This is a genomic window from Streptomyces chlorus (genome assembly GCF_042655885.1).
GTDB lineage: Bacteria > Actinomycetota > Actinomycetes > Streptomycetales > Streptomycetaceae > Streptomyces > Streptomyces chlorus.
Genome location: NZ_JBHSOA010000099.1, coordinates 1 through 23749, shown reverse-complemented (window position 1 = coordinate 23749; position 23749 = coordinate 1). Strand labels below are relative to the sequence as shown.

19 protein-coding genes, 1 tRNA gene and 2 pseudogenes are annotated in these 23749 nt (G+C 70.9%); 11 read left to right on the top strand and 11 right to left on the bottom strand.

Annotation, left to right across the window (positions count from 1 at the left end; all coding sequences use genetic code 11):
• The 5 genes from ACFPZI_RS32360 to ACFPZI_RS32340 form a co-directional block, all read left to right on the top strand.
• A partial coding sequence (locus tag ACFPZI_RS32360) for a phosphopantetheine-binding protein (RefSeq protein ID WP_381370740.1) occupies positions 1 to 720 on the top strand: 720 nt, incomplete at its 5' end.
• A 378-nt stretch (positions 721 to 1098) separates the two neighbouring features.
• Positions 1099 to 1854 carry a thioesterase II family protein gene (locus ACFPZI_RS32355; protein WP_381370739.1) on the top strand — a complete coding sequence of 252 codons (756 nt, stop codon included), beginning with the start codon at positions 1099 to 1101 and terminating at the stop codon, positions 1852 to 1854.
• 538 nt (positions 1855 to 2392) lie between these two features.
• Positions 2393 to 5296, top strand: coding sequence for a helix-turn-helix transcriptional regulator (locus ACFPZI_RS32350; RefSeq protein WP_381370738.1), 2904 nt, complete (start codon positions 2393 to 2395; stop codon positions 5294 to 5296).
• 585 nt (positions 5297 to 5881) lie between these two features.
• Positions 5882 to 8665, top strand: coding sequence for a helix-turn-helix transcriptional regulator (locus ACFPZI_RS32345; RefSeq protein WP_381370737.1), 2784 nt, complete (start codon positions 5882 to 5884; stop codon positions 8663 to 8665).
• A 541-nt stretch (positions 8666 to 9206) separates the two neighbouring features.
• On the top strand, positions 9207 to 9782 hold the full coding sequence (locus tag ACFPZI_RS32340; RefSeq protein WP_381370741.1) for a helix-turn-helix transcriptional regulator: 576 nt from the start codon (positions 9207 to 9209) through the stop codon (positions 9780 to 9782).
• Between the two features lie 786 nt (positions 9783 to 10568).
• Here the strand turns inward: ACFPZI_RS32340 and ACFPZI_RS32335 are convergent.
• The gene (locus ACFPZI_RS32335) at positions 10569 to 10718 is read right to left on the bottom strand and encodes a hypothetical protein (protein WP_381370736.1); all 150 of its coding nucleotides are present in this window, start codon (positions 10716 to 10718) and stop codon (positions 10569 to 10571) included.
• A 125-nt stretch (positions 10719 to 10843) separates the two neighbouring features.
• Here ACFPZI_RS32335 and ACFPZI_RS32330 point away from each other — a divergent pair, with 125 nt between their 5' ends.
• Complete coding sequence (locus ACFPZI_RS32330; protein ID WP_381370735.1) at positions 10844 to 12310, top strand: type III PLP-dependent enzyme domain-containing protein; 1467 nt, start codon at positions 10844 to 10846, stop codon at positions 12308 to 12310.
• Positions 12311 to 12322: 12 nt separating this feature from the next.
• On the opposite strand, the gene ACFPZI_RS32325 is transcribed toward ACFPZI_RS32330, so the two are convergent.
• A complete protein-coding gene (locus tag ACFPZI_RS32325) occupies positions 12323 to 12886 on the bottom strand; it encodes a hypothetical protein (RefSeq protein ID WP_381370742.1) in 564 nt (187 codons plus the stop codon).
• A gap of 504 nt (positions 12887 to 13390) precedes the next feature.
• On the opposite strand from ACFPZI_RS32325, the gene ACFPZI_RS32320 reads away from it, so the two are divergent.
• On the top strand, positions 13391 to 14071 hold the full coding sequence (locus ACFPZI_RS32320; RefSeq protein WP_381370734.1) for a GPP34 family phosphoprotein: 681 nt from the start codon (positions 13391 to 13393) through the stop codon (positions 14069 to 14071).
• An 82-nt stretch (positions 14072 to 14153) separates the two neighbouring features.
• On the opposite strand, the gene ACFPZI_RS32315 is transcribed toward ACFPZI_RS32320, so the two are convergent.
• From ACFPZI_RS32315 to ACFPZI_RS32305, 3 genes are all read right to left on the bottom strand, one after another.
• Positions 14154 to 14690 (bottom strand): NUDIX hydrolase family protein, encoded by a 537-nt coding sequence (locus tag ACFPZI_RS32315; RefSeq protein ID WP_055570771.1) that lies wholly within the window; start codon positions 14688 to 14690, stop codon positions 14154 to 14156.
• Positions 14691 to 14746: 56 nt separating this feature from the next.
• Positions 14747 to 15559, bottom strand: coding sequence for an SAM-dependent methyltransferase (locus tag ACFPZI_RS32310; RefSeq protein ID WP_381370733.1), 813 nt, complete (start codon positions 15557 to 15559; stop codon positions 14747 to 14749).
• Between the two features lie 170 nt (positions 15560 to 15729).
• Positions 15730 to 16212: a Dps family protein gene (locus tag ACFPZI_RS32305; RefSeq protein ID WP_381370732.1), complete on the bottom strand. Its 483-nt coding sequence runs from the start codon at positions 16210 to 16212 to the stop codon at positions 15730 to 15732.
• Positions 16213 to 16464: 252 nt separating this feature from the next.
• Between ACFPZI_RS32305 and ACFPZI_RS32300 the strand changes: the two genes are divergently transcribed.
• Positions 16465 to 17307, top strand: a complete 843-nt coding sequence (locus ACFPZI_RS32300; protein ID WP_381370731.1) for a sulfite exporter TauE/SafE family protein — start codon at positions 16465 to 16467, stop codon at positions 17305 to 17307.
• A gap of 29 nt (positions 17308 to 17336) precedes the next feature.
• On the opposite strand, the gene ACFPZI_RS32295 is transcribed toward ACFPZI_RS32300, so the two are convergent.
• The 3 genes from ACFPZI_RS32295 to ACFPZI_RS32285 all read right to left on the bottom strand — a co-directional run bounded on the left by ACFPZI_RS32295 (position 17337) and on the right by ACFPZI_RS32285 (position 20536).
• Positions 17337 to 18740: a diacylglycerol/lipid kinase family protein gene (locus ACFPZI_RS32295; protein WP_381370729.1), complete on the bottom strand. Its 1404-nt coding sequence runs from the start codon at positions 18738 to 18740 to the stop codon at positions 17337 to 17339.
• Between the two features lie 347 nt (positions 18741 to 19087).
• Positions 19088 to 19876, bottom strand: a complete 789-nt coding sequence (gene cobF, locus ACFPZI_RS32290) for a precorrin-6A synthase (deacetylating) (protein ID WP_381370727.1) — start codon at positions 19874 to 19876, stop codon at positions 19088 to 19090.
• A gap of 96 nt (positions 19877 to 19972) precedes the next feature.
• A complete protein-coding gene (locus tag ACFPZI_RS32285) occupies positions 19973 to 20536 on the bottom strand; it encodes a DUF309 domain-containing protein (RefSeq protein ID WP_381370725.1) in 564 nt (187 codons plus the stop codon).
• Between the two features lie 108 nt (positions 20537 to 20644).
• Here ACFPZI_RS32285 and ACFPZI_RS32280 point away from each other — a divergent pair.
• Positions 20645 to 20718 (top strand) — tRNA-Pro (locus tag ACFPZI_RS32280).
• A gap of 17 nt (positions 20719 to 20735) precedes the next feature.
• Here the strand turns inward: ACFPZI_RS32280 and ACFPZI_RS32275 are convergent.
• Positions 20736 to 21041 (bottom strand): annotated as a pseudogene (locus tag ACFPZI_RS32275) (tyrosine-type recombinase/integrase); the annotation flags it as partial.
• Between the two features lie 105 nt (positions 21042 to 21146).
• Here ACFPZI_RS32275 and ACFPZI_RS32270 point away from each other — a divergent pair.
• Positions 21147 to 21419, top strand: coding sequence for a transposase (locus ACFPZI_RS32270; RefSeq protein WP_381370723.1), 273 nt, complete (start codon positions 21147 to 21149; stop codon positions 21417 to 21419).
• A complete protein-coding gene (locus ACFPZI_RS32265) occupies positions 21416 to 22354 on the top strand; it encodes an IS3 family transposase (protein ID WP_381370721.1) in 939 nt (312 codons plus the stop codon). Before ACFPZI_RS32270 ends, ACFPZI_RS32265 begins: the two co-directional genes overlap by 4 nt.
• 283 nt (positions 22355 to 22637) lie before the next feature.
• On the opposite strand, the pseudogene ACFPZI_RS32260 reads toward ACFPZI_RS32265, so the two are convergent.
• Positions 22638 to 22937 (bottom strand): annotated as a pseudogene (locus ACFPZI_RS32260) (transposase); the annotation flags it as partial.
• A gap of 99 nt (positions 22938 to 23036) precedes the next feature.
• A partial coding sequence (locus ACFPZI_RS32255) for a helix-turn-helix transcriptional regulator (RefSeq protein WP_381370719.1) occupies positions 23037 to 23749 on the bottom strand: 713 nt, incomplete at its 5' end.

Genomic DNA, 23749 nt, shown 5'->3' with positions numbered 1-23749 from the left:
CGTTCGGGAATGCCGCCGCTCTCCGTCGAGCAGGGCCTCGCCCTGTTCGACACGGCACTCGCCGGACCGCGGGCGCTGGTGCTGCCCGTACGGCTGGACCTGGCCGCCCTCAGGGCGCAGGGCGAGGTACCGGCTCTGCTTCGCGGTCTGATCCGTACACCCTCCCGGCGCACGGCGACCGCCGCTCCGCAGTCGGCCGAGTCGCTCGGACAGCGGCTGGCCGGAATGCCGGAGGAGGAACGCCGTGACGTTCTTCTGGCGCTGGTCCGTGATCAGGCCGCCGCGGTCCTCGGACACACCGACGGCTCGGCGGTAGGGACCACGCGGCGGTTCCAGGAACTGGGCTTCGACTCCCTGACGGCGGTGGAGTTCAGGAACCGGCTGAACGCGGCCACCGGGCTGCGCCTGCCGGCCACCCTGCTGTTCGACTACCCCACCCCCACCGCTGTCGTGGATCATCTGCGGTCCCGACTCGTGACGGAGGAGGTCGGCGGCGCCGGATCGGTGCTTGCCGTCCTGGACCGTCTGGAGAAGGCGATCACGGAGATGACGGTCGACGCGCAGGAGTTCAAGCACGTCGCCGGACGCATCGAGGTGCTGCGGACGAAGTGGGCCGACCTGCGGCAGGAGCCTGCGAAGGACTCCGGCGAGCTCGATCTGGAGGCAGCGTCGGACGACGACGTGTTCGCCCTCCTCGACGACGAGCTCGGACTGTCCTGAAGGACGGGGGGCTCCGGAAGGGGTAGGACACCTCTCCCGGAGCCCCCCGCCGGCCGGGATCCCGCAGGCGGTTCGTGCACTGACGAGTGGGTTCCTCACCGATGTCCGCGCAGAGACTAGGGAATTTCCCACTGTCCTGCCTAGTGGAATGGGGGGCGTCGGCCATCGGGCCGGCAGTAGCGGTCGGTGAGACGGGCGACGTCAGTCGTCCGTCCGCTCTGTTCGGCAGGAGTACCGCATGGGACGTTCGGTCGCGTCGGCGAGGGCAAGGCGCTCGCGGTGGCCCACGTCCCGGCATGCTCACGTGACATCGGCCCGGCCATCCGGACCGCTGTGCGGTTCAGTGCGCCCGGCCCACTCCTAGGAGGATGCAAGTCGATGACGATGTCCACCGAGGAGAGCCTCTGGGCACGGTGCTTCCATCCAGCACCGGACAGCTCGGAACAGCTCTTCTGTTTCCCCCACGCGGGTGGCTCGGCGTCTTTCTACTTCCCGGTCTCCGCGCAGCTGGCCTCCGTGGCCGAAGTGTTTGCGGTCCAGTACCCCGGCCGTCAGGACCGGCGCAAAGAGACCAGCCCCGGCGATCTGGGAGTCCTGGCCGACCAGGTCTACGAGGCGTTGCGCAAGCAGCTCCGGGCCCGGCCCACCACGTTCTTCGGGCACAGCATGGGCGCGACGATCGCATTCGAGGTCGCGCGGCGATTCGAGGCCGACGGCGGTGAACTCTCCCATCTGTTCGCCTCGGGACGGCGCGCGCCGTCCCGCCACCGCGACGAGAACGTGCACACGCTCAGCGACGACGGCATCGTCTCGGAGCTGAAGCTGCTGTCCGGTACGAACACCGCGCTGCTCGGTGACGAGGAGATTCTGCGGATGATCCTCCCCGCGATCCGCAGCGACTACCAGGCCATCGAGACCTACCGCTGTGATCCGGACAGTACGGTGCGCGTTCCGATCTCGGCGCTGACCGGCGACAACGATCCGAAAACCACGCTGGACGAGGCGCAGGACTGGAGCCGCCACACCACGGGCGCCTTCGACCTGCAGGTCTTCCCCGGCGGGCACTTCTACCTGAGCGCGCAGGCTCCGGCGGTGATCGCGCTGTTGCGCAAGCACCTGTCCGCCGGGACGTGAGTGGCGCGTGAGCGGCCGGTCCTCGGACTGACCGGGGCGCGGTGTGACGGGTGCCGCCGGTGGCTGATTCCCCCTGGGTGACGGTCACCGGGGGAAAGGCGTGACGTCCGTCGTGCCCGTGACCAGGTGCAGGACCATGCCTACGCTCATGCCCACGCCCGTTGTGCCCATCGAGCTCCGTGCGGACGCCCTGTCGCCCGGCCACCCCGTTGCGCCTGGTCGTCCCGTGGCTCTCTCGCCGGGCCGGCCGGGTGTCGTGTCCGGGGTCCGGGAAGCGTCGCGCGCACCGGCGGCGGCACTCCGGCGCGCCTGAAAACGGCTCCTTCACGACGCGACGGCGGTCGGCGGACAACGGTGCTTGATCAAGTTTGCGCCAGGCGACCGCCGCATTCCGGGCGCGCTCGTGCGCTTTATTGTACGGGTTTTTGTGATCACGTAATCTCACGCCCGTTGATCATTTCAACTGCTTTTGCGGGATGGCGGAATGCGTCGACGAGTCACCGGTCTATTGCGTTCCCCGAGATGCGAGGAGACCTCGATGCTGGATCAGGCCGACCTCTCCGGTTTGTCCAGCACCCTGGTCGGCCGCAGCCATGAGCTGCGGGTACTGGCCCGGCAGGCCGAGGCCGCGCGCTCCGGGCGCGCGGGGCTGGTCATCCTGTCCGGTCCCGCGGGCATCGGGAAGACCAGCCTGCTCCAGGCGTTCCTCAAGAGCGAAGCCTGCCGCGACATGACCGTGCTGCAAGGCTCCTGCGGGGAAGTCGTCGGGGAGGCGGGATACGGCGGCGTGCGTGAGCTGTTCGGTTCGCTGGGACTGAACGGTGCGGGCGCCGGGCACTCCCCTCTGCTGCGCGGACCCGCCCGCCGCGCTCTGCCCGCGCTCATGTCCGGACAGTTCGACCGGGAGAACCCGAGCGCCTCCGCCGCCTACCCGGTGCTGCACGGGCTGTACTGGCTCGCGGCCAACCTGATGGTCGACCGCCCGCTCGTGCTCGTGCTCGACGACGTGCACTGGTGCGACGAACGCTCCCTGGGCTGGGTGGACTTCCTGCTGCGGCGTGCGGAGGAACTTCCGCTGCTGGTGGTGCTCGCCCACCGCAGTGACGCCGAACCGGTCGCCCCCTCCGCGCTGGCCGACATCGCGGCGCAGCGCCGTCCCACCGTGATGAGGCTGGCGCCGCTCAGCCGGTCCGCCGTCGGGGAGATGGCCCGGCAGATCTTCCGGACGCCGGCCGATCCGGTATTCGTCGAGCGCGCCGCCGCCGTCTCGGGCGGCAACCCCCTCACGCTCAGCCGGCTCCTGGGCGAGCTGCGCGCCGAGGGCGTACAGCCGGACAGGGAAGGCGTGCGCAGGGTCGCCGAGGTGGGCGGCTCCGTGATCGCGTCCTCCGTGATCGCACTGCTGGACAGCCAGCCCCTGTGGGTGCGTGAGGTGGCCAGGGCGATCGCGGTCCTGGGCGAGGAGACCCCCGAACTGGTCGGCATGCTCGCCGAGGTGCCCCCCGCGCTCGTCGCGGAAGGCGTCGTCGCGCTGCGGCGCGCCGAAGTGCTGGCCGCGGACCGCGCGGACCTGGTGCACGACGTGGTCCGCTCGGCCGCGCTCGAACCCGTCGGCGCCGAGGCGCTGGCCGCGCTGCGCACCAGAGCCGCCCTGCTCTTGAGCGACGCGGGCCGGCCCGCCGAGGAAGTGGCGGGCCGGCTGATGCTGCTTCCCGCCGTGACGCAGCCCTGGATGCCGGCGGTGCTGCGTGAGGCTGCCACCCAGGCCGAGGGGCGCGGCGCTCCCGAGTCCGCGGTGCGCTATCTGCGCCGGGCGCTGGAGGCGGAACCGGACAGTGTGCCGCTGCGCATCCAGATGGCGGCGTCGCTCGCGGAGCCCAATCCGGCGGACGCCATCCTGGTGCTGGAAGAGGCGCTGGGACTGGCCGCCGACGTACGGACCAGGGCCATGGCCGCCGTGCGGTACGGCATGGTCTGCCTGGCCGTCCAGCGGTCGCCCGAAGGCATACAGGTCCTCGAGGCGGTCCTGGCGGAGCTGGAGGCCGAACTGGGGCCCCGCCCGGACCCGTCCGACCGTGAGCTGCACACACTCGTCGAGTCGACTCTGCTGATCGTCGGGTCGGACGAGAAATCGACGGTCGCAGCGACTCTGGACCGGGCCGCGCTGCTGACCGCGCCCCCCGGAGACACGCCTGCCCAGCGGCAGATGCTCGCGATGATGATGGTGCTGTCCGCGATGGACGGCCGCTCGGCGGAGCAGACGGTCGAACAGGCCCGCCGTGCGCTCACTCCGCCCGGGGGCGAGCTGGAGACCTGGTCGTCGCTGGCCTCCTCCTTCGCCCTCAGCCTCGCCGACGAGGTCACCGGGGCGCTGGGCGCGCTGGACCGCACGCTGGAGCGCAGCCAGGACAACGTCGCCGTCTGGACCTTCGTGCTCGTCCTGTCCACCCGCGCTCTGGTGCTGCACGGCGCGGGCGCGTTCCCGGACGCGCTGGCCGACGCGCAGACCGCGGTCGAGATCATCGGGGCGGAGCGGTGGGGGAGCGGCAGCGCGCTGCCGCAGATCACCTTCGCGTCCCTGCTGGTCGAGCGCGGTGAGGCCGAACAGGCCGAGGCGGTGTTCCGCGGCATCAAACGTGCCGGTCTGGAGCGGTACGTCCTCCAGTACCACCTGAGTCTCATGGCGCGGGCCCGGGCCCGATGGTCGCTCGGTGACTGGGAGGCGTCCCTCGGCCTGTATCTCGAGTGCGGCCGGTCCCTCGAGGAATCCCGGTTCAGCAATCCGGTCTTCGCACCCTGGTGGTCCGAGGCGGCCTGCCTGCTCGCGGTGATGAACCGGGGGGACGAAGCCAGGGACATGGTCGCGTACGGCACCGAGCTGGCCCAGCGCTGGGGTACGCCCCGCGCGCTCGGACTCGCCGCGCTCGCCCGCGGGGTGATCGCCCCCGGTGGTACGGGCATCGAGACCCTCACCGAAGCGGTCGCCGCCCTGGCGGACTCGCCTGCCAGGGCGGAGCACGCCAAAGCCGAGTTCATACTCGGCCGCGCCCTGCTGAAGACGGGCGACCAGCGCGGCGCCCGAGAGCATCTGCGCACCGCCACCGACCTCGCACAGCGCTGCGGGGCACTGGCGCTCGGCGGGTCCGCCCGCAGGTTACTGGTCACCGCGGGCGGCAGGATGCGGAAGATGAGCGCCTCGAGCCTCGACATGCTGACCGGTATGGAACGCAGGGTGGCGGGCCTCGCCGCGGCCGGGGCCAGCAATCGTGCGATCGCGGATGCCCTGTTCGTCACGGTACGTACCATCGAAACGCATCTGACCGGCGTATACCGCAAGCTGGGGGTCAGCGGGCGGACCGAACTCGGTTCCGCTCTGCGCACACCGGACATCCCCGACGGGCAGCGCCCCGGCCGGACATCCGAATCACGTTGGCGACGCTGAAGCGAACAGGCGGGGCGGTACGTGTGACTGGCCGGACAAACGAGTATCCGACGGTGTGATCCCTGGAGCCCGCATGCGGACCGGACGACCGCCGGGACGGCGTGAACGCGCCCGGCCGGCAGCGTGTGCGGCCGAGCCGTGCGCGAGACGCCCTGCTTCTCATGACCGTCCAGTACGTCTGCCCTGCCGGGCCGCGTCCGCTCTCCGCCCAGGCTCGCGGGACCGCGAGTGGATAGGTCGGCCGCATGGTCGGTCGACTCATGACATCGTTGCCTAAGTGGACGAGAGAGGTCCGCGGAGGCTGCCCGCACACCGCGCGGACGTCTCGGTTCGGGCCACTGACGCCGGCCTGCCCACGGCCGGTGGGCGCCACCGTGCCTCCGCGGGAGCGCGCGCTCCCGGCCGCGGGACAGCACACCGCGGTCCGCACGGGGCGAGGACACGGGAACCGCGAGGTCGCCGATCCGCTCTTCGAGGGCGGCCGCACCCCGCGGCCGCGACGGGGCGCTGCCCGCCGAAAGCTCCGTACCGCCGGGCGCCGGGAACTGAGCCTCGCGGTAGGGAAGATGAGAGATCGGCCGAGAGATGCTTCTTGAGCGGGAGAGGGAACTGGGCCGACTGGCGGCCGCGTTGAGTGCCGCCCGAGAGGGCGACTCCTCCGTGATCCTGCTGTCGGGACCACTCGGCATCGGCAGAACCGCACTGTTGCGTGAACTGCCCCGCGCCGTCTGCACCGCGGACGTACGCGTACTGCGGGCGAACGCCGCGCCGATGGAGCGGGACTTCGTCTTCGGCGTGGTGCGACAGCTGCTCGACAGCCTGCTGTCCGGCGCGACGGAGACGGAACGCAACCGGTGGGCGCAGCGGTCCGACCGCGCGATCCGGCTGATGCTCGGCGCCGACGACCCGCCGACGGTTCACCCGCCGTCCGAGGCCGTGTTCGAGGAATGCCTGCACGGCCTGCGCTCCCTGCTGGCCGACGCCAGCGAGAACGCCCCGCTGCTGATCCTCGTCGACGACCTCCAGTGGGTGGACCTCCCCTCCTTGCGCTGGCTCGCCGACGTGGCCGGATGGCTGCGGGGACTTCGGGTGGTGCTCGTCTGTACGCTGCGGGACGGCGACGGGGGAACCGGTCATGCCCTGGTACCGCGGATCGCCTCCGCCGCCACGGAGACACTGCGCCTCGCGCCGCTGTCGCCCGACGCGACGCGGGCCATGATCCGCGAACGGTGCGACGCCGCCGGACACGAGGAGTACGTACGCGCCTGTCATGAAGTGAGCCGCGGCAACCCGCTGTTCCTGACCTCGCTTCTGCTGGGCATGGAAGCACAGGGTCACCCCCCGACCGCCGAACACGCCGAGCGGGTGCGGACGTTGCGGCCCGCGGGGCTCCGGGAGCGGCTGGCGAGCCATCTGCGGACCCGGCCACGGGCGGTACGCGACGTGGCGGTGGCGATCGCGGCCTTCGGCGGCCACGGAGATCCCGCGCTCATCAGGAAGCTCGCCGGACTGGACGCGCCCGGGTTCGGCGCTGCGCGGCGCGCGCTGCGCGAGGCGGGGCTGCTCGCCGACACACTCCAGCCCCGCTTCATCCACCGTGTCGTACAGGACGCCGTGGAGTCCACCCTGTCGGTGGCCGAACGCGAGCGCAGGCACGCCGCCGCCGCGGACCTGCTGTACACCAACGGCCGCCCCGCGGAGCAGGTCGCCGACCACCTGATGGCCGTCACCGGCACCGTCCGCCCCTGGGCGGCGACGGTGCTGCGGGCCGCGGCGGAATACGCGATACGGCAGGGTGAGCCGGAGCGCGCCGCCCGCTATCTGCGCCGCGTGCTGCTCAGCCACCGTGACCAGGGCGAGACCCGGGCCAGGCTGCTGGTCGAACTGGCCATCGCGGAGGGCCTCTTCGACCACGAGGCATGCCGCCGCCACATCGTGCAGGCCGTACCGCTGCTGACGACGCCGGAAGACCGGGCCGCCGCAGTCCTGCGGATACCGCCGCCCCTGCTCGGTGCGGCGCACTCCTCCTGCCCCGAACTGCTGCTCAGTGCCTCCGAAGGGCTGGGCCCGCCCGCCGAACGGGACGGCCCCGCGCGTGAGCTGGGACTGCGCCTGGAGGCCAGGCTGCGGCACTACGGGCACGAGAACCCGGGCGAGCTGGCCTCGGCCATGGAGCGGCTGCGCGGGCTGGGGGACGAGCCCGCGCTGGATTCCGCGGCCGAACGTGAACTGCTGGCCGTACTGCTCTTCTCCGGAACGCTCACCGGCCGTCTGCCCGCGGCCGACGCGGCCCGCGCGGCCGGCCGGATCCTGGAGCGCGAGCCGGCCGTACCGGGCCGCGCGCACACGGTGCTTCCCCTGGTGGTGGCCACCTTGTTCGCCGCCGAGTCGGTGGACGTCGTGTCCTCCTGGCTGTCGTCCGAGCACCAGAACCGGCGGCAGAACACAGCCGGCGCCGACGCGGTGCTTCTCTTCGCGGAGCGGGCGTTCGTCCTGGTCTCCCAGAGCAAACCCACCCTGGCCCGTGAGTACGTCGAGCGCGCCCTGGCGATGGCCGACGCGGACTGGCGCGAGGTGTCCACGATGATCCTGTCCTCCGTGGTGCTCGAACTGCGGGACCCGGCACTCAGCGAGCAGGTCCTGGCCAGGGCCGGGCGGCGCAGGCTGGCAGGTCTGGCCCTGACCGCCTCGCTGCGGATTCTGCAGGCGTCGGTGGACGCCCAGCGGGGACTGCGGGCGCAGGCCCTGGAGAGCCTGCTGACGTGCGGCCGGCAACTGGGTGCATCGGGATGGCGGAACTCGGCGCTCTTCCCGTGGCGTCCGCAGGCCATCGGTCTCTACCAGCGCGTCGGTGACTCCTCTTCCGCCCTGCGGCTCGCCGATGAGGAGCTCGTCTGGGCCAGGGCGTGGGGAGCGCCCGCGGCGCTGGTGCGCGCCCTGCGGCTGAAGGGCCGGCTCCAGGGCGCACAAGGCGTCCCCCTGCTGCGTGAAGCGGTCACCGTACTGCGCGATTCGTCCTTCGAGCTGGAACTCGCCAGGACCCTGGTGCTGTTGGGCCGGCAACTGGGCAGTGGCGCCGAGGCGGAGGCCGTGCTGCGCGAGGCCGGCACCCTCGCGGCGGCCTGCGGCGCGCCATGGCTGGTCGAGCGGGCCGAGCACGGCCTGGGCGCGCCCGCGGAGCCGCGGACGGCGATCCTCACCCGCAGCGAGCGCAAGGTGATCACGCTGGTGAGCCGCGGGTTCACCAACCAGGAAATTGCGGATGAATTCGGAGTGAGTTCACGGGCCGTTGAGAAACATCTGACGAATTCCTATCGGAAGCTCGGCATCTCGGGCCGCCACGAGCTGGCGGACGCCCTTCCCGCGTAGGCTTTGACCGTTAACCTCGAAGTTTCGTGACGGTCCACCGACGGAGTCGGTGGACCGTCACGAAACTTCGAGGTTAACGGCGTGCTACGGAACGTCGCGGTAACTGTTTCGATCGATCGCGCCCGCTGCATCGCCGCTAACCTCAAGGGAACCTCAAGTCGGACGGAATTGAGTGAAAGTCGACAATCCGCCCCGATCGGCCCCTCGGGCACTTCCCGTGCCGACGCACCGAACCATCCATGGTTCGGACCACAGGTTTAGCCGTGCGAACAGGGTTCTTGTTGACGTGTAACCATGCCACTACCTACTCTCCATTCAGTAATGGATAATCGTCGATGAGGGTGCATGAGGCTCGACCGGCGGTCTTATCCTACTCGCGCGAAAATGCTCAATATTCCCAGTGAATCGGGGGACCTGAAAGGATGGCGGCCCCATGGCGATTGCTTTACCCGCAGATTCGGCACAGAGCGTCATAAGTGAACTCGAATCCGGCCAGAACGGATATGCGCACGCCCAGCGGTTCGACCAGTCGGGGCTGTGCATGGCTTCGCTCGACCCGATGTTGACCGTCCAGCAGGCGAACGAGGAGTTCTTCCGGCGGTTCGGCGACTCCTCGGCCGACGTCTGCGGCCGGAACTTCCGGGACCTGGTGCACCCCAGCGTCCAGCAGCCGCTGATGCGTCAGTTCTCCCGACTGGTAGAGGGCAAGCGCCAGCGGTTCGCCTCGCACGTGGTGGCCGTGGGGTCGGAGGACTCCGCCTTCGCCGGAACGCTCACTGCCGCGGCCGTGAGCGGGGACACCCCCGATGTGGCAGCGATCCTGGTGCTCATGCGCTCCTCGGACGACTCGCAGGACGCAGGCGTCGTGACCCATCGCAAGAAGATCCTCTCCGAGATCGACGCGCGCATCCTCGAAGGCATAGCCGCAGGTCAGTCCACCATCCCGCTGGCTTCCAGGCTCTACCTGAGCCGACAGGGCGTCGAGTACCACGTGACCGGTCTGCTCCGGAAGCTGCGGGTGCCGAACCGGGCCGCCCTGGTCTCCCGCGCCTACTCCATGGGCGTCCTCAACGTCGGGACCTGGCCGCCGAAGGTCGTCGAGGACTTCGTCAAGTAGCACCGCGGGCAGAGCCGGCCGCCAACGGCTCCGCCCGCCGAGGGCCGCCACCGCAGGAACCCGCCGGACCGTGGGAAAGGACACCACGGCCCGGCGGGTTTCTGCGTTCTGCCCGCCATGCCGGTCTGTTCCCCGGGTGCGGCCTTTCGCCGGTATCCCTTGCGGGAATAGTTGGGCCTTCAACGGCATCGCCTCCTTGCGGGACCGTTTGCGCGCCTGTAGTTGTCTGCTTGCTGTGGCATCCGAATGAGCGCACCTGGCGCGTAAGGATGCGGTAAGGGGCAGAGGAAGGCGGCCGTCCGTGTGCCTGTTGTTTCGCGTCGCTGGACTGCGGTAAAAGGTTTCACTTCGACTGTTCACGCGCGCGTGTGATAGAGGGGCGAGGGCTCCTCGGTAACCTCGGCAATTGTGCCGGATGGCTAATTCTGGATGACCGATGTCCGTATGGGATGACCGTCGAGTGGGTTTGGGCTTCACCGCTTGTGGTTTTGCTGCCCGGTTCGACCGGTACTTGCCGACGCGGCGGCGACGGAGGATCCCGGCAGGTAATATTTCGCCCTGAATGGTGGCTGAAAAGGGCGATGCAGAGAGATGTCCCGGCCTCTCGTGGCGCGGGCCGCACTTTCTGCCGTGTCGCCCGGGGAACACGCGCCGAATCTTTCGCCGGAGCGCGGCTGGGCGCGCGCAGAGGTCCCCGTACAGGGGGAGAGGGGTGAGGGCGGGTCCCGGTTCACCAAGATCAAGCCAGCTTGATCCCGCCGCCCGCCGCCCGCACCCCCAGGGCCGTCAGCGGCCGGTGAAGAGTGTGCGGTGCAGCATCGCCCGGACCCGGCGGCTCTGGCGCTCGTTTCTGAGCGAGTCGGGCAGGGGCCTGGTCGCGGCCTCGGCCATCCTGAGTGCCGTGAGTACGTCGTCGTCCTGTACGTCCGGATGCACGGTGCCCGCGGCTCGGTAGCGGCGGGTGATGCTGGAAACGACTACTACCGAGGGACGGCCGCAGCGGCGGCCGTCCGACAGACACGGGAGGGGCCCACGTGGAGCCTTTATATCTGAGGCCGCGCGTGGCCCCCCCGCTCGCCTCACTGCTCGAGGCCCGGCCGTTCCTGCACTCGCTCGTCGACGCGCTCGGCTCCCCCCTCAACATCCTGCTCCCCGAGGTCATCGCCGAGAACACGGCGCGCTTCCGTGCCGTCTACCACCGCTACCACCTCGCCGGGCGTGTGTACTTCGCGCACAAGGCGAACCGGTCCAGCGCCCTGGCACGGAGACTGGCGGCGGAGGACGTGGCCGCCGTCGGCATCGACGTCGCCTCGCCGGAGGAGTTGCAACACGCCCTGAGCTGCGGCTTCACCAGAGACCGGATCATGGCCACCGGACCCAAGGACGCCGGGTTCCTCTGGCCGGCGGCGCGTGTGGGGGCGACGGTGAACCTCGACTCGCCCGGCGAACTGGAACTGCTCTCCGGCCTGGTGCGCAAGCACGGCCTGCGCAGGGCCGCCGTACTGGTGCGCCTGTCCGGGTTCGAGTCGGCCACCGGCCACGGTGGAGCGGGCACCCGGCTGCGCTCCCGGCGCAGCCGCTTCGGCACCCCGCTGCGGGACGCCCAGCCGTTGCTCGCGGCCCTCGAACGGCACACGGACGCTGTCGAGTGGACCGGCGTCGCCTACCACCTGGACACCACGGGTGTGGAGGAGAAGGTCCGGGCCCTGGAGCAGTGCGTGCTGTTCATGGACGACTGCCGGGCGCGCGGCCTCGCGCCGCGTGCCGTCGACATCGGAGGCGGATTCGGCGTCGGCTACGTCGCCGAGGCCGGTGAGTGGGAGCGGTGGACCACCGCGCTGAGCGAATCGGTGCTCGGTGGCCGCCCGCCGCTGACCTGGCGCGGCCACGGCTACGGATTGCGCAACGAGGGAGGGACGGTGCGCGGGGCCGCCGCGCTGTACCCCGGCCACCGCCCCACCGCCGGCCCCGGCTACCTCGACGAACTGCTCTCGCTGCCCGCGCCGGTTCTGGGCCGGACACCCGCCACCCTCCTGCTGGAGCACCTCCACGACCTCCACATCGAACCCGGCCGTTCCCTGGTCGACCAGTGCGGACTGTCGCTCGCGTGGGTGCTCGACGTACGGCCCGCGGACTCGGACGTCGGGCACTACCTGGTGCGCCTGGGCATGAACGCGGGAGACATGAGCCTCGAAGAGCACGGCGTCCTCGTGGACCCCGTGCTGCTCGCGCGCGGCGAGCCGGAGAAGGGCGACGAGGAACCGGTCGGCGTCTTCCTCGCCGGCAACCTCTGCCTGGAGGCAGACCTCATCACCCGCCGTCTGGTCCACCTGCCCCGGCTGCCGCGCGTGGGCGATCTGCTGGCCTTCGCCAACACCGCCGGATACGCCATGGGCTTCCACGCACACCGCGCACAACGGCAGCCGCTCGCCAGAACGGTCGCGGTGGAGCGGCAGGCGGAGTCCTGGCGCTGGTGCCTGGACGAGGACTACTGGCCGATCGCGTCTATGGGGGGAACATCCGTATGAGGTACGACAGCATCACGGAGGCCATCGGTAACACCCCGCTGGTGCGCATCGATCCGGCCGTGCACGGGCTGCGCAACATCGACCTGTACGCCAAGCTGGAGATGCTCGCGGGTCCAGCTCGGCCAGGCGGTCGCACAACTGTCGGAGCCGCGCGGCCGTGTCGGCCGCCGTGTCAATGGGCGAGATGTGGCTCCGGGCGATCTCCTGAGGCAGGTGCCCCAGCTCCGCGTGATGGTCGGCGAAATAGAACCGGCGCACAGCCGGGTGCTCGGCCAGTCGGGCCTTGATCCAGGTGGCCCCGCGCCACGAGAGGGGGAACGAGAACCGCTGCTGAAGGCCGCTGAACCACTTCTCCTCGGTCGGGTTGAGGTCGATTGGCACGATGACGTCCCAGCTGACGGGGTTCAGCAGCGCTGCCCGACCCAAGGACTTCTCGACCTTGTCCCGGCGCCCCTTTGTCATCCGGCCGGTGAAGGATTTCATCTCGAAGACGTGGAGCCCGTCGGGGTCCGTGAGCTGTGCGTCTCTGCCGCCATCGCCGCCTGATCCATCGACGCGCAGGAGCTGCGGGTGCATGCAGCTGAGTAGGACGGCGACGGCCTGTTCGTAGGCCCCTGGATCTCTCGGCCACTCCACGTCACCCACGCCTGCCACCCTCCGAGGCCACGAGCCGATCTGGCTGATCTCTCACGGTAACGTCGGCCACTGACAGTGCCCCGGGAGCTGACACAGCCGAGCGAGCGGCTATCGGCCCGCGCTCGGCTGTGAGGCTGGACCTGGTCTGCGTTCTGGGGACCAGTTGGGGACCAAACGGCATGCGCGATGCCGAACTTCACACCGCGAAGCGCACGGTATCTGCCCTTGAAATAGCCGGTTTATCCAGATAATCCCGGTAGCCCGCACTCCTGGGGGTCAAGGGGTCGCAGGTTCAAATCCTGTCGTCCCGACCAGCTTCATCGCAGGTCGGAAGCCGCCTTCTCGGGAATGAGGAGGCGGCCTTCGTGGTTTCGGGGGCAACGGGTACTCGCTGAATCCCGGTGCCACTGTTCACCGCCGCCCCTTTTCGATGTGGAGCCGCTCATGACCACAGCGCGGGATCTGCTCGTCGTCGTGATCGACACGCGATCCGGTCCGTCCGTCGAGCAGGGTGACCTGTCACTGGCGCTCGCGGGAGCGGAGCTGATCGACCTCATCGACGCCGGGGTCGCCGACCTGCACAGAGACCGGGTTGTGCCGGGCCCGTGGGAGGCAGTGGAGCCGGCCGCGGAGTCCGGCACCGACGATCGGCTGCTGTGGCAGGCCGCGTCCTCGCTGGTCCGCCGGGAACCGCACGAGTCGGTGGAGGACTGGCTGTGGCGCCGGGGCCGCGACCTGGTCGCCGCGTATCTGGCGGTGCTGGAGACGGGGAGTTCGGCGGCCGGCCGTTGGCGCGCTCGGAAGCCGTCGCTGAGCATCGACCCGTCGGCGCTGGCCGACTCGCCGGCGCGCTGGCACGCGAACGACCGCTGGGCGGCGCACGAACCCGTTCTCGCCGCGCTCGCCGCCGCCGCGGGCGTTGGCGGCAGGGACGACGGCGACCCGATCGACGGATCCGGGGACCGCGACAGCGGCGCCGACCGCGACGATTTCGCGGACCTCGGGAACGACCGTGCCGTGACCGTACTGGCCGCGGTCAACGAAGCCGTCGTCGAACTGGCCGGTGTGCGGCAACGGCGGGCCATCGAGACGGCGGCCTTCGACAACATCTGGCGAGCCCTCTGACCGGGCCGTGACGCGGTACGGGGCCGGAAACGGCATGGGACGTGACTCCCGCCGAACGCCGGATGCGCGACCCCGCACCGCGTCAGCTCAGGCAGCCCGCGTGCGCCAGGGCCTGCCTCAGCAGTACCCCGTGGCCGCCCGGCATCTCGCTCTGCACCGCCTCCGACAGCGCCTCCTGCGGGCTGAACCACACCAGGTCTAGGGCGTCCTGCCGGGGCCGGCAGTCACCCGTCACCGGCACGATGTAGGCGAGGGACACCGCGTGCTGACGCGGGTCGTGGTACGGCGTGACCCCGTGCGTGGGGAAGTACTCGGCGACCGTGAACGGCTGGAGCGACGCAGGGACACGAGGCAGCGCCACCGGGCCGAGGTCCTTCTCCAGGTGGCGCAGCAGCGCGTCCCGGATGCGCTCGTGGTGCAGCACCCGGCCGGAGACCAGCGTCCGGCTGACCGTGCCGTCCGGTCCGATGCGCAGCAGCAGGCCTACGCTGGTGACTTCCCCGCTGTCGTCGACACGTACGGGGACGGACTCGACGTACAGGATCGGCATGCGGGCACGTGTCATCTCCAGTTCGTCGGAGGACAGCCATCCCGGCGTGGTTTCGGTCGTGTCAGACATTGCTTGATCATACTTTCGACGGTTCGGACTGACGGGGAGGGGAGATCCGGGACGCGTCAGGGTTTCACGGCCACCGCGCCGTACTGCGGTACCCCCCGGGCGGAGCCGGCCTGGGCGCGCCACTGCGAGCAGGACACCAGGCCGGGCTCGACCGGGTTCAGCCCTTCGAGGAACGCGGCGATGTCCTCGGCACTGCGAGCCGTGATCGGGGGAGTGGCGCTCTCGTTCCAGAACTCCATCGCGGGGATCTGGTCCTCACCGCCCACCTCGGCGTCGTAGGTGGGGTGGGTGAGGGCGAGGAAACTGCCGGAGGGGACCGTGTCCATGATCCGCCGGACGGTTCCGCGCGCCTTCTCGGTGTCGAGGACGAAGTTGAGGATGCCCAGCATCATCACCGCGACCGGGCGGTCGAAGTCGAGGGTTCCGGCGGCCCGTTCGAGTATGGCGTCCGGGTCGTGCACATCGGCTTCGATGTAGTCGGTGGCGCCGTCCCTGGTGCCGGCGAGCAGGGTCCGGGCGTGCGTCAGCACGATCGGATCGTTGTCGACGTAGACGATCCGGGAGTCGGGCGCGATCCGCTGGGCGATCTCGTGGGTGTTGTCCGCGGTGGGCAGCCCGGTGCCGATGTCGAGGAACTGCCGCACACCACGCTCACCGGCCAGGTACGTGACGGCCCGCCCCAGGAACTCCCGGTCCGCGCGGGCGATGTCCCGGATGACGGGGATGATCGAGGCGACCTGGTCGCCGACCTGCCGGTCGACCTCGTAAGTGTCCTTGCCGCCGATCCAGTGGTTCCACACGCGTGCGTTGTGCGCCACCGAGGTGTCCAGCCGCGTCGAGACGCGCGGCGGGGTGTGGCTCTCCCCCACGTCTCTTCCCCTCCCTCTCCCTGCCCTTCCCCACGACCTGATCCGGCCGCCGCGGCCATTGTGCCTGCGTAGTGATCACGTTGTCCCGGGAATGGGGGAGCGGGGCGCGGGCGGGGCGGGAGAGGGAATGTCAACGGGACGTGGGGAGTGTCCGGGGCGTCCGGGATCCGTCACGCCTCGGCGGGGGCGTTCTCCGCCTCGAACATCCAGCGCTGCTTCTCCAGTTCGGCGGTGACGGAGATCAGTAGGTCCTGGGTGACCGGGTCCGCCTTCTCGGTGGCGTCGACGCGCTCGCGCAGCCGTACGATCACGGCCCCCAGCGCCTCCGCCATCAGCCGCACGACGTCCGCGTCGCGCAGCCAGCCCTCCTCGGGGACGGGCAGGGCGAAGACCTTGGCGATGGTCTCGGGGCGGCCGTCCGGCGGCACGCCGAGCGCCGCGGCCCGCTCCGCGACCGTGTCGGCCTGGGTGCGCGCGGTCGAGACCACTTCGTCCAGCTGGAGGTGGACCGAGCGGAACCTCGGACCCACGATGTTCCAATGGGCCTGCTTGCCGATCAGTGAGAGACCGAGGAGATCCACCAGGGTCTCCTGGAGTGCCTTGCCGGTGACCCGGCGGGCCTCGTCGGGCAGGGTGCTCCGCACAACGGTCATGGGGTATCGCTCCTTCTCGGATCCTCGGATCCTCGGATGCTCCGCGAACGCGCGGGTGCCCTCGTTCCCCCGGCACAAACCCGGGCCCGCCCCGGGCAGGCTCGGCCGCACCGCACCGCACGGCACGGCGTGTGCGGGCGGCGGCACGGCGTGCGCGGGTGGCGGCAGAAAGCGCCGTGCGAGGTGCGAGGTGCCGACAGGCGAGACGGCGCTTACGGCGATCGTTAGGTGGACATACCATCAGTCCCCGCAATGGACATGATGACGCTCTGGCACCTCACCGGCTGGGAATTCGCCGCCCTCGCCTTCGCAGCCCTGCTCGTGGGCTTCTCCAAGACCGCCGTCAGCGGGGCCAACACGGTCAGCCTCGCCCTCTTCGCGGCGGTGCTGCCCGCCCGCGCCTCCACCGGCGTACTGCTGCCCATCCTGATCGCCGGGGACGTGCTCGCCGCCCTCACCTACCGGCGGCACGCCCACTGGCCCACCCTGTGGCGGCTGTTCCCGGCGGTCGCGGCCGGTGTCGTCGTCGGCACCTTCTTCCTGATGTGGGCGGACGACGAGGCCGTGGGGACGTCGATCGGGGCGATCCTGCTGCTGATGGCCGCGGTGACGGTGTGGCGGCGGCGAGCGGCGGACCGGGCCGCGCAAGCCGCCGTTGACGCCGAGGGAGAACTCGGCGCACGGAGCGCACGGAGCGCACGGAGCGCACGGAGCGGACCCGAGGAGGCCACCTCCCCGGCCGGCCGGCTCAGGGCACGCTCGTACGGCGTCCTCGGCGGCTTCACCACCATGGTCGCCAACGCGGGCGGGCCGGTGATGTCCATGTACCTGCTCTCCGCCGGCTTCCGGAAGCTGGGTTTTCTGGGCACGTCGGCGTTCTTCTTCCTGATCGTCAACACGTCCAAGGTGCCGTTCAGTGTGGGTCTCGGACTGATCAACGCGGAATCACTGCTGCTCGACGCGGCGCTCGTGCTGTTCGTCGTGCCCGGCGCGCTGCTCGGGAAATGGGCCGTGAGCCGGATCAACCAGCGGCTGTTCGAGCGGCTGGTGATCGCGGCGACGGTGGTGGGCGGCGTACAGCTGCTGGTGCGCTGAGCCGGGAGCCGTTGCTGTGCGCACCGGGTCTACCGTCCGAGGAAGGGGCCCTGTCCTTCCGGGACGTCAGGGATCTCCGGATGGTGCCGGAACCGGCTCGGAGCCGCCGTACGGCCGACCGTCGCCGCCAGTTTGCGCAGCCGCCGCCAGTTCAGGCGCGGGGGTGCCTGGGCCACGCCGGGCCGTTTGCGCGGGACGCGGACGCGGAGCGCGCCGGGCGCGATACGGCAGCGGACGGGCGCGGGCAGCAGCAGGGCCTCCCCGTCGACCCCGGCCTCGATTTCCGCGCGGTCGCCCTCGATGAGGACCTCGGGGGCGGTCAGGATGGTGAGCCGGCCCCGCGAGGGGTCCAGCAGCAGCGCGGCGGCGTCGACCGCGCCCTCCACTTTGACGCCGAGGACACCGAGCACGCCCGAATCCAGCCGCTCCCTTCGGCCGAGACCGAAGGGGTCGTCCGTGCGGTAGGGGTTGTTGCTGACCAGTACGGCCTGCGGCGCGTCGAGCGTCGTGTCCCCGACACGGGCGACCAGCCGGGCCCCCTGCTGCCCGGTGAGCAGGTCGGGCAGCATCTCCAGGCTGGTGCCGATCTTGTCGTCCCGGTACGCCGGACTCTGCACGATCGACGCGTACGCGCCGAAGGACGCGTTGTTCACGAAGGGCTGGTCACCGGCGAAGCCCAGGTCGACGCGCAGCTCCACCCCGTCGGTGAGCGCGTCGAGGCAGGCCGCCGGATCGCCGCGGTCCAGGCCCAGGTCCAGGGCGAAGTGGTTGCGGGTCCCGGCGCTGATGACCAGGAACGGGATGTCGTGCTCGGCGGCCACGGCCGCGACCAGTGCCTGCGTGCCGTCACCGCCCGCGGCGCCCAGCAGATCCGCGCCGCCCGCGACGGCCTCCCGGGCCATCGCCGCCACGTCGTTCTCCTTCTCCGGGTCGATCAGGACGACCCGGGCACCCAGCCGTTCCGCCTTCTCCCGCAGGCGGTAGCGGCCCACTTTGCCGCCGCCCGACCGCGGATTCATGATGAGTACCGCCCGCCGGGGCAGCGGCATCCGCCGTTCCCGCTGCCGTTCCCGCTGCCGCTCGTTCCCCGTCCCGCGCAGCGCGAACCGCCCGCTCCACACGGCCAGCGCCCACAGCGCCAGCGACACCGGGAGAGCCCAGAACAGGATGACCGCGTACAGGGCGATGACGGCCGCGGGCACACACACAACCACCAGCGCGGCCAGCCAGCGCAACGGCCCCCGCAGCGTGAGCATCCACCACAGAGCGGCGGCGCTGAGGGCGAGCCCCACCACACCGCAGAGCAGCAGCACCAGGCCCTGCAGACCCCCGTAGAGGAGCGGGACCACCACCGCGAGCGCGGCGGCGACCAGGGCCACCCGCGCGGCCCACCGCTGGGCCCGGTAGGCCCGCCTGCTCAAGTCCACGGCCATGACTCCTCCAGTCGCCGGCGTCATCGTAGGCCGTACGAGGCCACGGGCGACGTCGGCTTCCGCGTCCTGGTCACGGTGTAGGTCCGACATTCGCGGGCCTGCCCCGTTCCCTTACCTGCCTCGATCCCTCCCGGCCCCCGCCGCGACCGCGGCGACGTCCTGGTGACCAAGGACAGTGGGGGCCGGCGCCCTCCGCCGAAGTCACGGCAGCCCGCGAACTCGGCCCGCCGACCGTGGTCGTAAGCCGCCCGCCCCTCCCGGAAGGTGTGCAGGCGTGCAGGCGTGCACGCGGTGCCCGATACGGCGGGCGCCCTGAAGCGGCTCGGGTCTCTTCGACGCCCCGGGGCTCACCTGTCCCGGGACTCACCGGCCCCGGGGGTCCGGCGCAGCAGATAGGTGTCCATGATCCAGCCCTTGCGCTCGCGGGCCTCGGCGCGCAGCGCTTCGATGCGGGGCGCGGCCTCGGCGAGCGGTCCGGACACGAGGATCTCGTCCGGGGTGCCTATGTAGGCGCCCCAGTAGATGTCGATGTCCTGGTCGGCGTACTGCCGGAAGGTCTGGTGGGCGTCCAGCATCACGACCACGTCGTCCACCCCCTGCGGGAAGCCCTCCGCGAGCCGCCTGCCGGTGGTGATCCGGACCGGGCGGCCGACCCTGTTGAGCCCCGTGCGGTGCCGGGCGGCGAGGGCGGAGACACTGCTGATCCCCGGTACGACGTCGTACTCGAAGGTGACCTCGCCCCGCGCCAGGACCTCCTCGAGGATCGCGAGCGTACTGTCGTACAGCGACGGGTCGCCCCACACCAGGAACGCGCCGACCTGGTCCTCGCCCAGTTCCCCGGCGATCAGCCGGCTGTAGACGTCCGCGCGGGCGCTGCGCCAGGCGCCGACGGCGGCGGAGTAGTCGGCGCCGCCGGCCCGCCGGTCCCGCTCCGGATCGCGCGCCTCGACGACGCGGTACGCCCCCTCCGGCAGGTGCGCGTCGAGTATGTCCCGGCGGAGTCCGGTCAGGTCCGCCTTCACCTCCCCCTTGTCGAGGAGGAAGAACACGTCCGTGCCGCGCAGCGCCTTGACCGCCTGCAGGGTCAGCTGGTCGGGGTCGCCCGCACCGATACCGATGACATGAATCCTTCGCACGCCCCGAGTCTGCCGCACGCCACTGACATCGGGCCCTCCGCCTCCACGCACCGCCCCGGTCCCGTTGCCGGGAGCCGCCGTCCAGGCACCTCCCGCCTACGAGCCCTGCCCCCGGGCGCCCGACCGCAGCCGCGGCGCCCGCGCCCCGGCGTCCACGGGAACGCCGTCCTCCCGCTCCGCCTCCGCCGCCAGCTCCCTGGCCCAGGCGACGACACCGCCGAGGTCGATCCCGTACGGACACGACTCTCCGGCGCCCGCCGCCCACTCCTCGGCCGAGCCCGCCCCGCGCCGCAGCAGCCGGGCTCCGCCGGTTGTGTTCCCGCGCGCCGTGTGCGTGAGCCCGACGGCGAGCTGGGCGAGCCCCCGCCACAGCTCCCGTTCCTCCTCGGGCCCCGACTTCCAGGCGTCCTCGAACACCTCGTGCGCGTGGAACGGCTTCCCCTCGTCCAGCAGGCGTTGTGCCTCGGCGACGCTCTCCAGCGGTGGCCGGACCACCCCCTCCGGCTGCCGGGGCACCCCCCGCGCCCCGTAGGGCAGCGGTCGCCCCAGCCCGTCCCGGGGCCGCGCGCTGCGCGCCCGCCCGTCGCCGTCCCGGTCGCGCCTGTCGCCCGCCCGCCCGGAGGCGGACCTGTCCTCCTGGTCCCAGGAGGTGCTGTCCATGCTGCCCATACTCCGATTGTCCCGTGCCCGGACCGCTTTCGGCCCGGCCGGGGCCGTGGGGTAAAGTACTGAACGCGTGATCACGCGGTTCACCGCATGTGAGCGCATCGGGACGTGGCGCAGCTTGGTAGCGCACTTGACTGGGGGTCAAGGGGTCGCAGGTTCAAATCCTGTCGTCCCGACTCGTGAGAGTCGCAGGTCAGGGCCGGTTTCGGAGCAATCCGAAACGGTGGGCGGAGAGCGCCGCCCCGGCGGCGGTGATCTTGTGTACGTCCGGGTGCAGGTAGCGCTGGGTGGTGGTCAGTGATCCGTGGCCGGCGATCCTGCGCAGGACGTGTACTTGGACTCCGGCGTCGGCGAACCAGGTCAGTCCGGTGTGCCGGAGGTCGTGGCGGCGCAGGTGCTCGTAGCCGAGCTTGGTGACCACGTCGTCCCAGTGCGTGGCGTCGCGCAGGACGGCGGTGGAGATGCGTCCGCCACGCGGGCCGGTGAACAGGCGGGTGTCCTTCCCCTCGTAGCGTGGAGTCCGTGATTGCAGGGGAAGTTGGGGTTCATGGGGTCCAAGCAACGGACGTACACGCCTGAGTTTCGCGAGGGTGCTGTACGCATCGTGATCGAGACGGGCAGGCCGATCCCGGAGGTCGCCGAGGAGCTCGGTGTCCACTCCGGAACGCAGCACAGCTGGGTGTCGCGGTGGCGGCGCAACGGGTCGGCGTCGTTCGACCGGCCGGCCGAGCCCGTGCCGGGCGGGCGGATGCGCGAGGCAGAGCGCGCCGAGCTGGGGCGGCCGCGGCGGGAGATGAGTGAGAAGAACAAGCGGATACGCGCGCTGGAGATGGAGCGTGATGTCCTCAAGCGATGCATGGTCCTCTGGGTGAAGTGACCGAGACGGGCCCGGCCGCCGTGGCCGCGTTCATCGGTAACCAGAGGACCGGGCACAAGGTCCCGCACCGTCTGGCCTGCCGGGTTCTGGGGGTGTCGGAGTCCTGGTTCTACAAGTGGCGTGACAAGCCCACCACTGCCCGGCAGGTCCGGCGGGGGCAGCCGGCTGACGCGATACGGCAGGTCTTCGAGGACTCCGGCGGCACCTACGGATCTCCGAAGGTCTGGCTCGTCCTGGTCCGCCAGGGCCGGCGCGTCTCGGTGAACACCGTGGCCCGGCTGATGGCCGAACTCGGCCGGGCCGGACGGAAGATCCGCCGACGGCGCGGGCCGACCCGGCCCGGCAAGCGCCCCGCAGCCCCGGACTTCGTGCGGCGGGACTTCACCGCGGACGCTCCGGACCAGGTGTGGTGCGGCGACAGGACAGAGATCACCACCGGTGAGGGCAAGCTCTACCTCGCCACCGTCATCGACCTGTTCTCGCGCCGCCTGCTCGGCCACGCGATGGGCGAGCGGCACGACGCCGACCTCGTCGTCGCCTCCCCGCATATGGCCGCGGCCACCCGGGGCGGCGACGTCAGCGGCGTGATCTTCCACAGCGACCGCGGCAGCGAATACCACTCCCGGCGCTTCCGCCGCGCCCGCCGGCGCCTGGGCGTCACGCAGTCCATGGGCCGTGTCGGGTCGTGTTTCGGCAACGCCGTCAGCGAGGCGTTCAACAGCGTGCTCGAGGTCGAGTACGTCCACCGGCACACGTTCGCCACCCGCACCGAGGCCCGGCTGCGGATCGCGACCTGGATCACCGGCTTTTACCACACGCACCGACTGCACAGCGTGTGTGGGTACCGGAGTCCGACCGACTACGAGCACGACCATCGCGCCAACTCCACCTTGGAGCCAGCCGCTCAGAAGATCTCCACAGTCCGAGGGGATTGACATCGACCAGATCGTCCAGCAGATGACCGGCGGTGCCGGCGACTTCTTCCAGCGCCGCGCGGACCGTCTCGGTGATCAGCTCCAGGCGGGTCAGGTCGCGGACCGCGGCCAGGACGTGGGTGGAGTCGGTGCGCCGCGTGGTGCGCTCACGCACCAGCCCGGCCTCCTTGAGACGGGCCGGCGCGAGGTCGAGGAGGCGGTCGGCGCGGTCGTCCTCGGTGAGGCGGTCACGGAAGTCGGCCGGCACGCTGTGGTGGAGGCCGGGGTCGTCCAGCTCCATGGCCAGGGCGTACTTGGAGTCGATGCGGCAGTGGACCGCCTCGGCGGCCTGCCGGTCCGACAGGTTCAGCAGGAACTGCAGCACGCAGACGGTGGCCGGCTGGGCGGGCGGGAGGCCGGGGCGCCCGTCGCGCGGGTACCAGTCGGCGAAGTCCTCGTCGCGCCACAGCCCATCGAGCCGGTCGCGCACCCATATCGCCGTCGTGCCATCCGGGTTGCTCGCCCGCGCGATCTGCGCGGTCAGAGGTGGGACTTGCTCACCGGAACGGGGACGGAGGGACAACGGGCACCTCGACGGCTGCATCGGTTATCGGAACCACCCGAGCATGCCCGTTGATCATGCTGTCGCGCCGCGAAACTCCAAGATCCCCGACAGAGTAAAGCTGAGCACAGGAGGCCTCCTTCAGCTTCCGTTCGCGGCCGAGCGCGGTGGCTGCCGTGCCTGGTTCCGGAACTGTGCGGGCGATGAGCCGACCACGCGGCGGAACGCGGTGCTGAACGCGCTCTCGGACAGGTAGCCCGTGGCCCGTACGAGATCGGAGATCGACAGAGTGTCGCGGGTGAGGGCGTCGCGCGCGAGGCTCATGCGCCATTGGATCAGGTATTCCAACGGCGGGACCCCGACGTGGCTCTTGAAGGCCTGGGCGAACGCGGAACGCGACATGTGGCTGATCTCGGCGAGCTCCTTGAGGCTCCAGGAGTGGGCCACGTCCGCGTGCACGGCACGCAGGGCGGCACCGATGCCGTCCTCGTTCAGGGCGCCCAGCCAGCCGGTGGGCCGGTCTGTCTGACCGGCGTGAGCACGCAGCATGTGCACGAGCAGGATCTGTGCGAGGTGGTTCTGCACCAGCGGGCCGCCGGCGGCGACGACCCCGACCTCGGTGGCCAGGAGATCGATCAGCTGCGCGAGCCGTCTGCCATGAGGATCGGCCACGCGGACGATCACGAGTGGCGGCAGAAGATCGGTCAGGAGGGTCGCGTTCCTGTCGTCGAACGCGATGTGCCCGACGCAGAGGTAGAGGTCCTCCTCGGACTCCGGGCCGATCCGCACGAACCCGTCTTCGGCACCCGCCCACACCGGCTCCGCAGGGCGCGGGCTTGCGTCGAGCGTGCTGG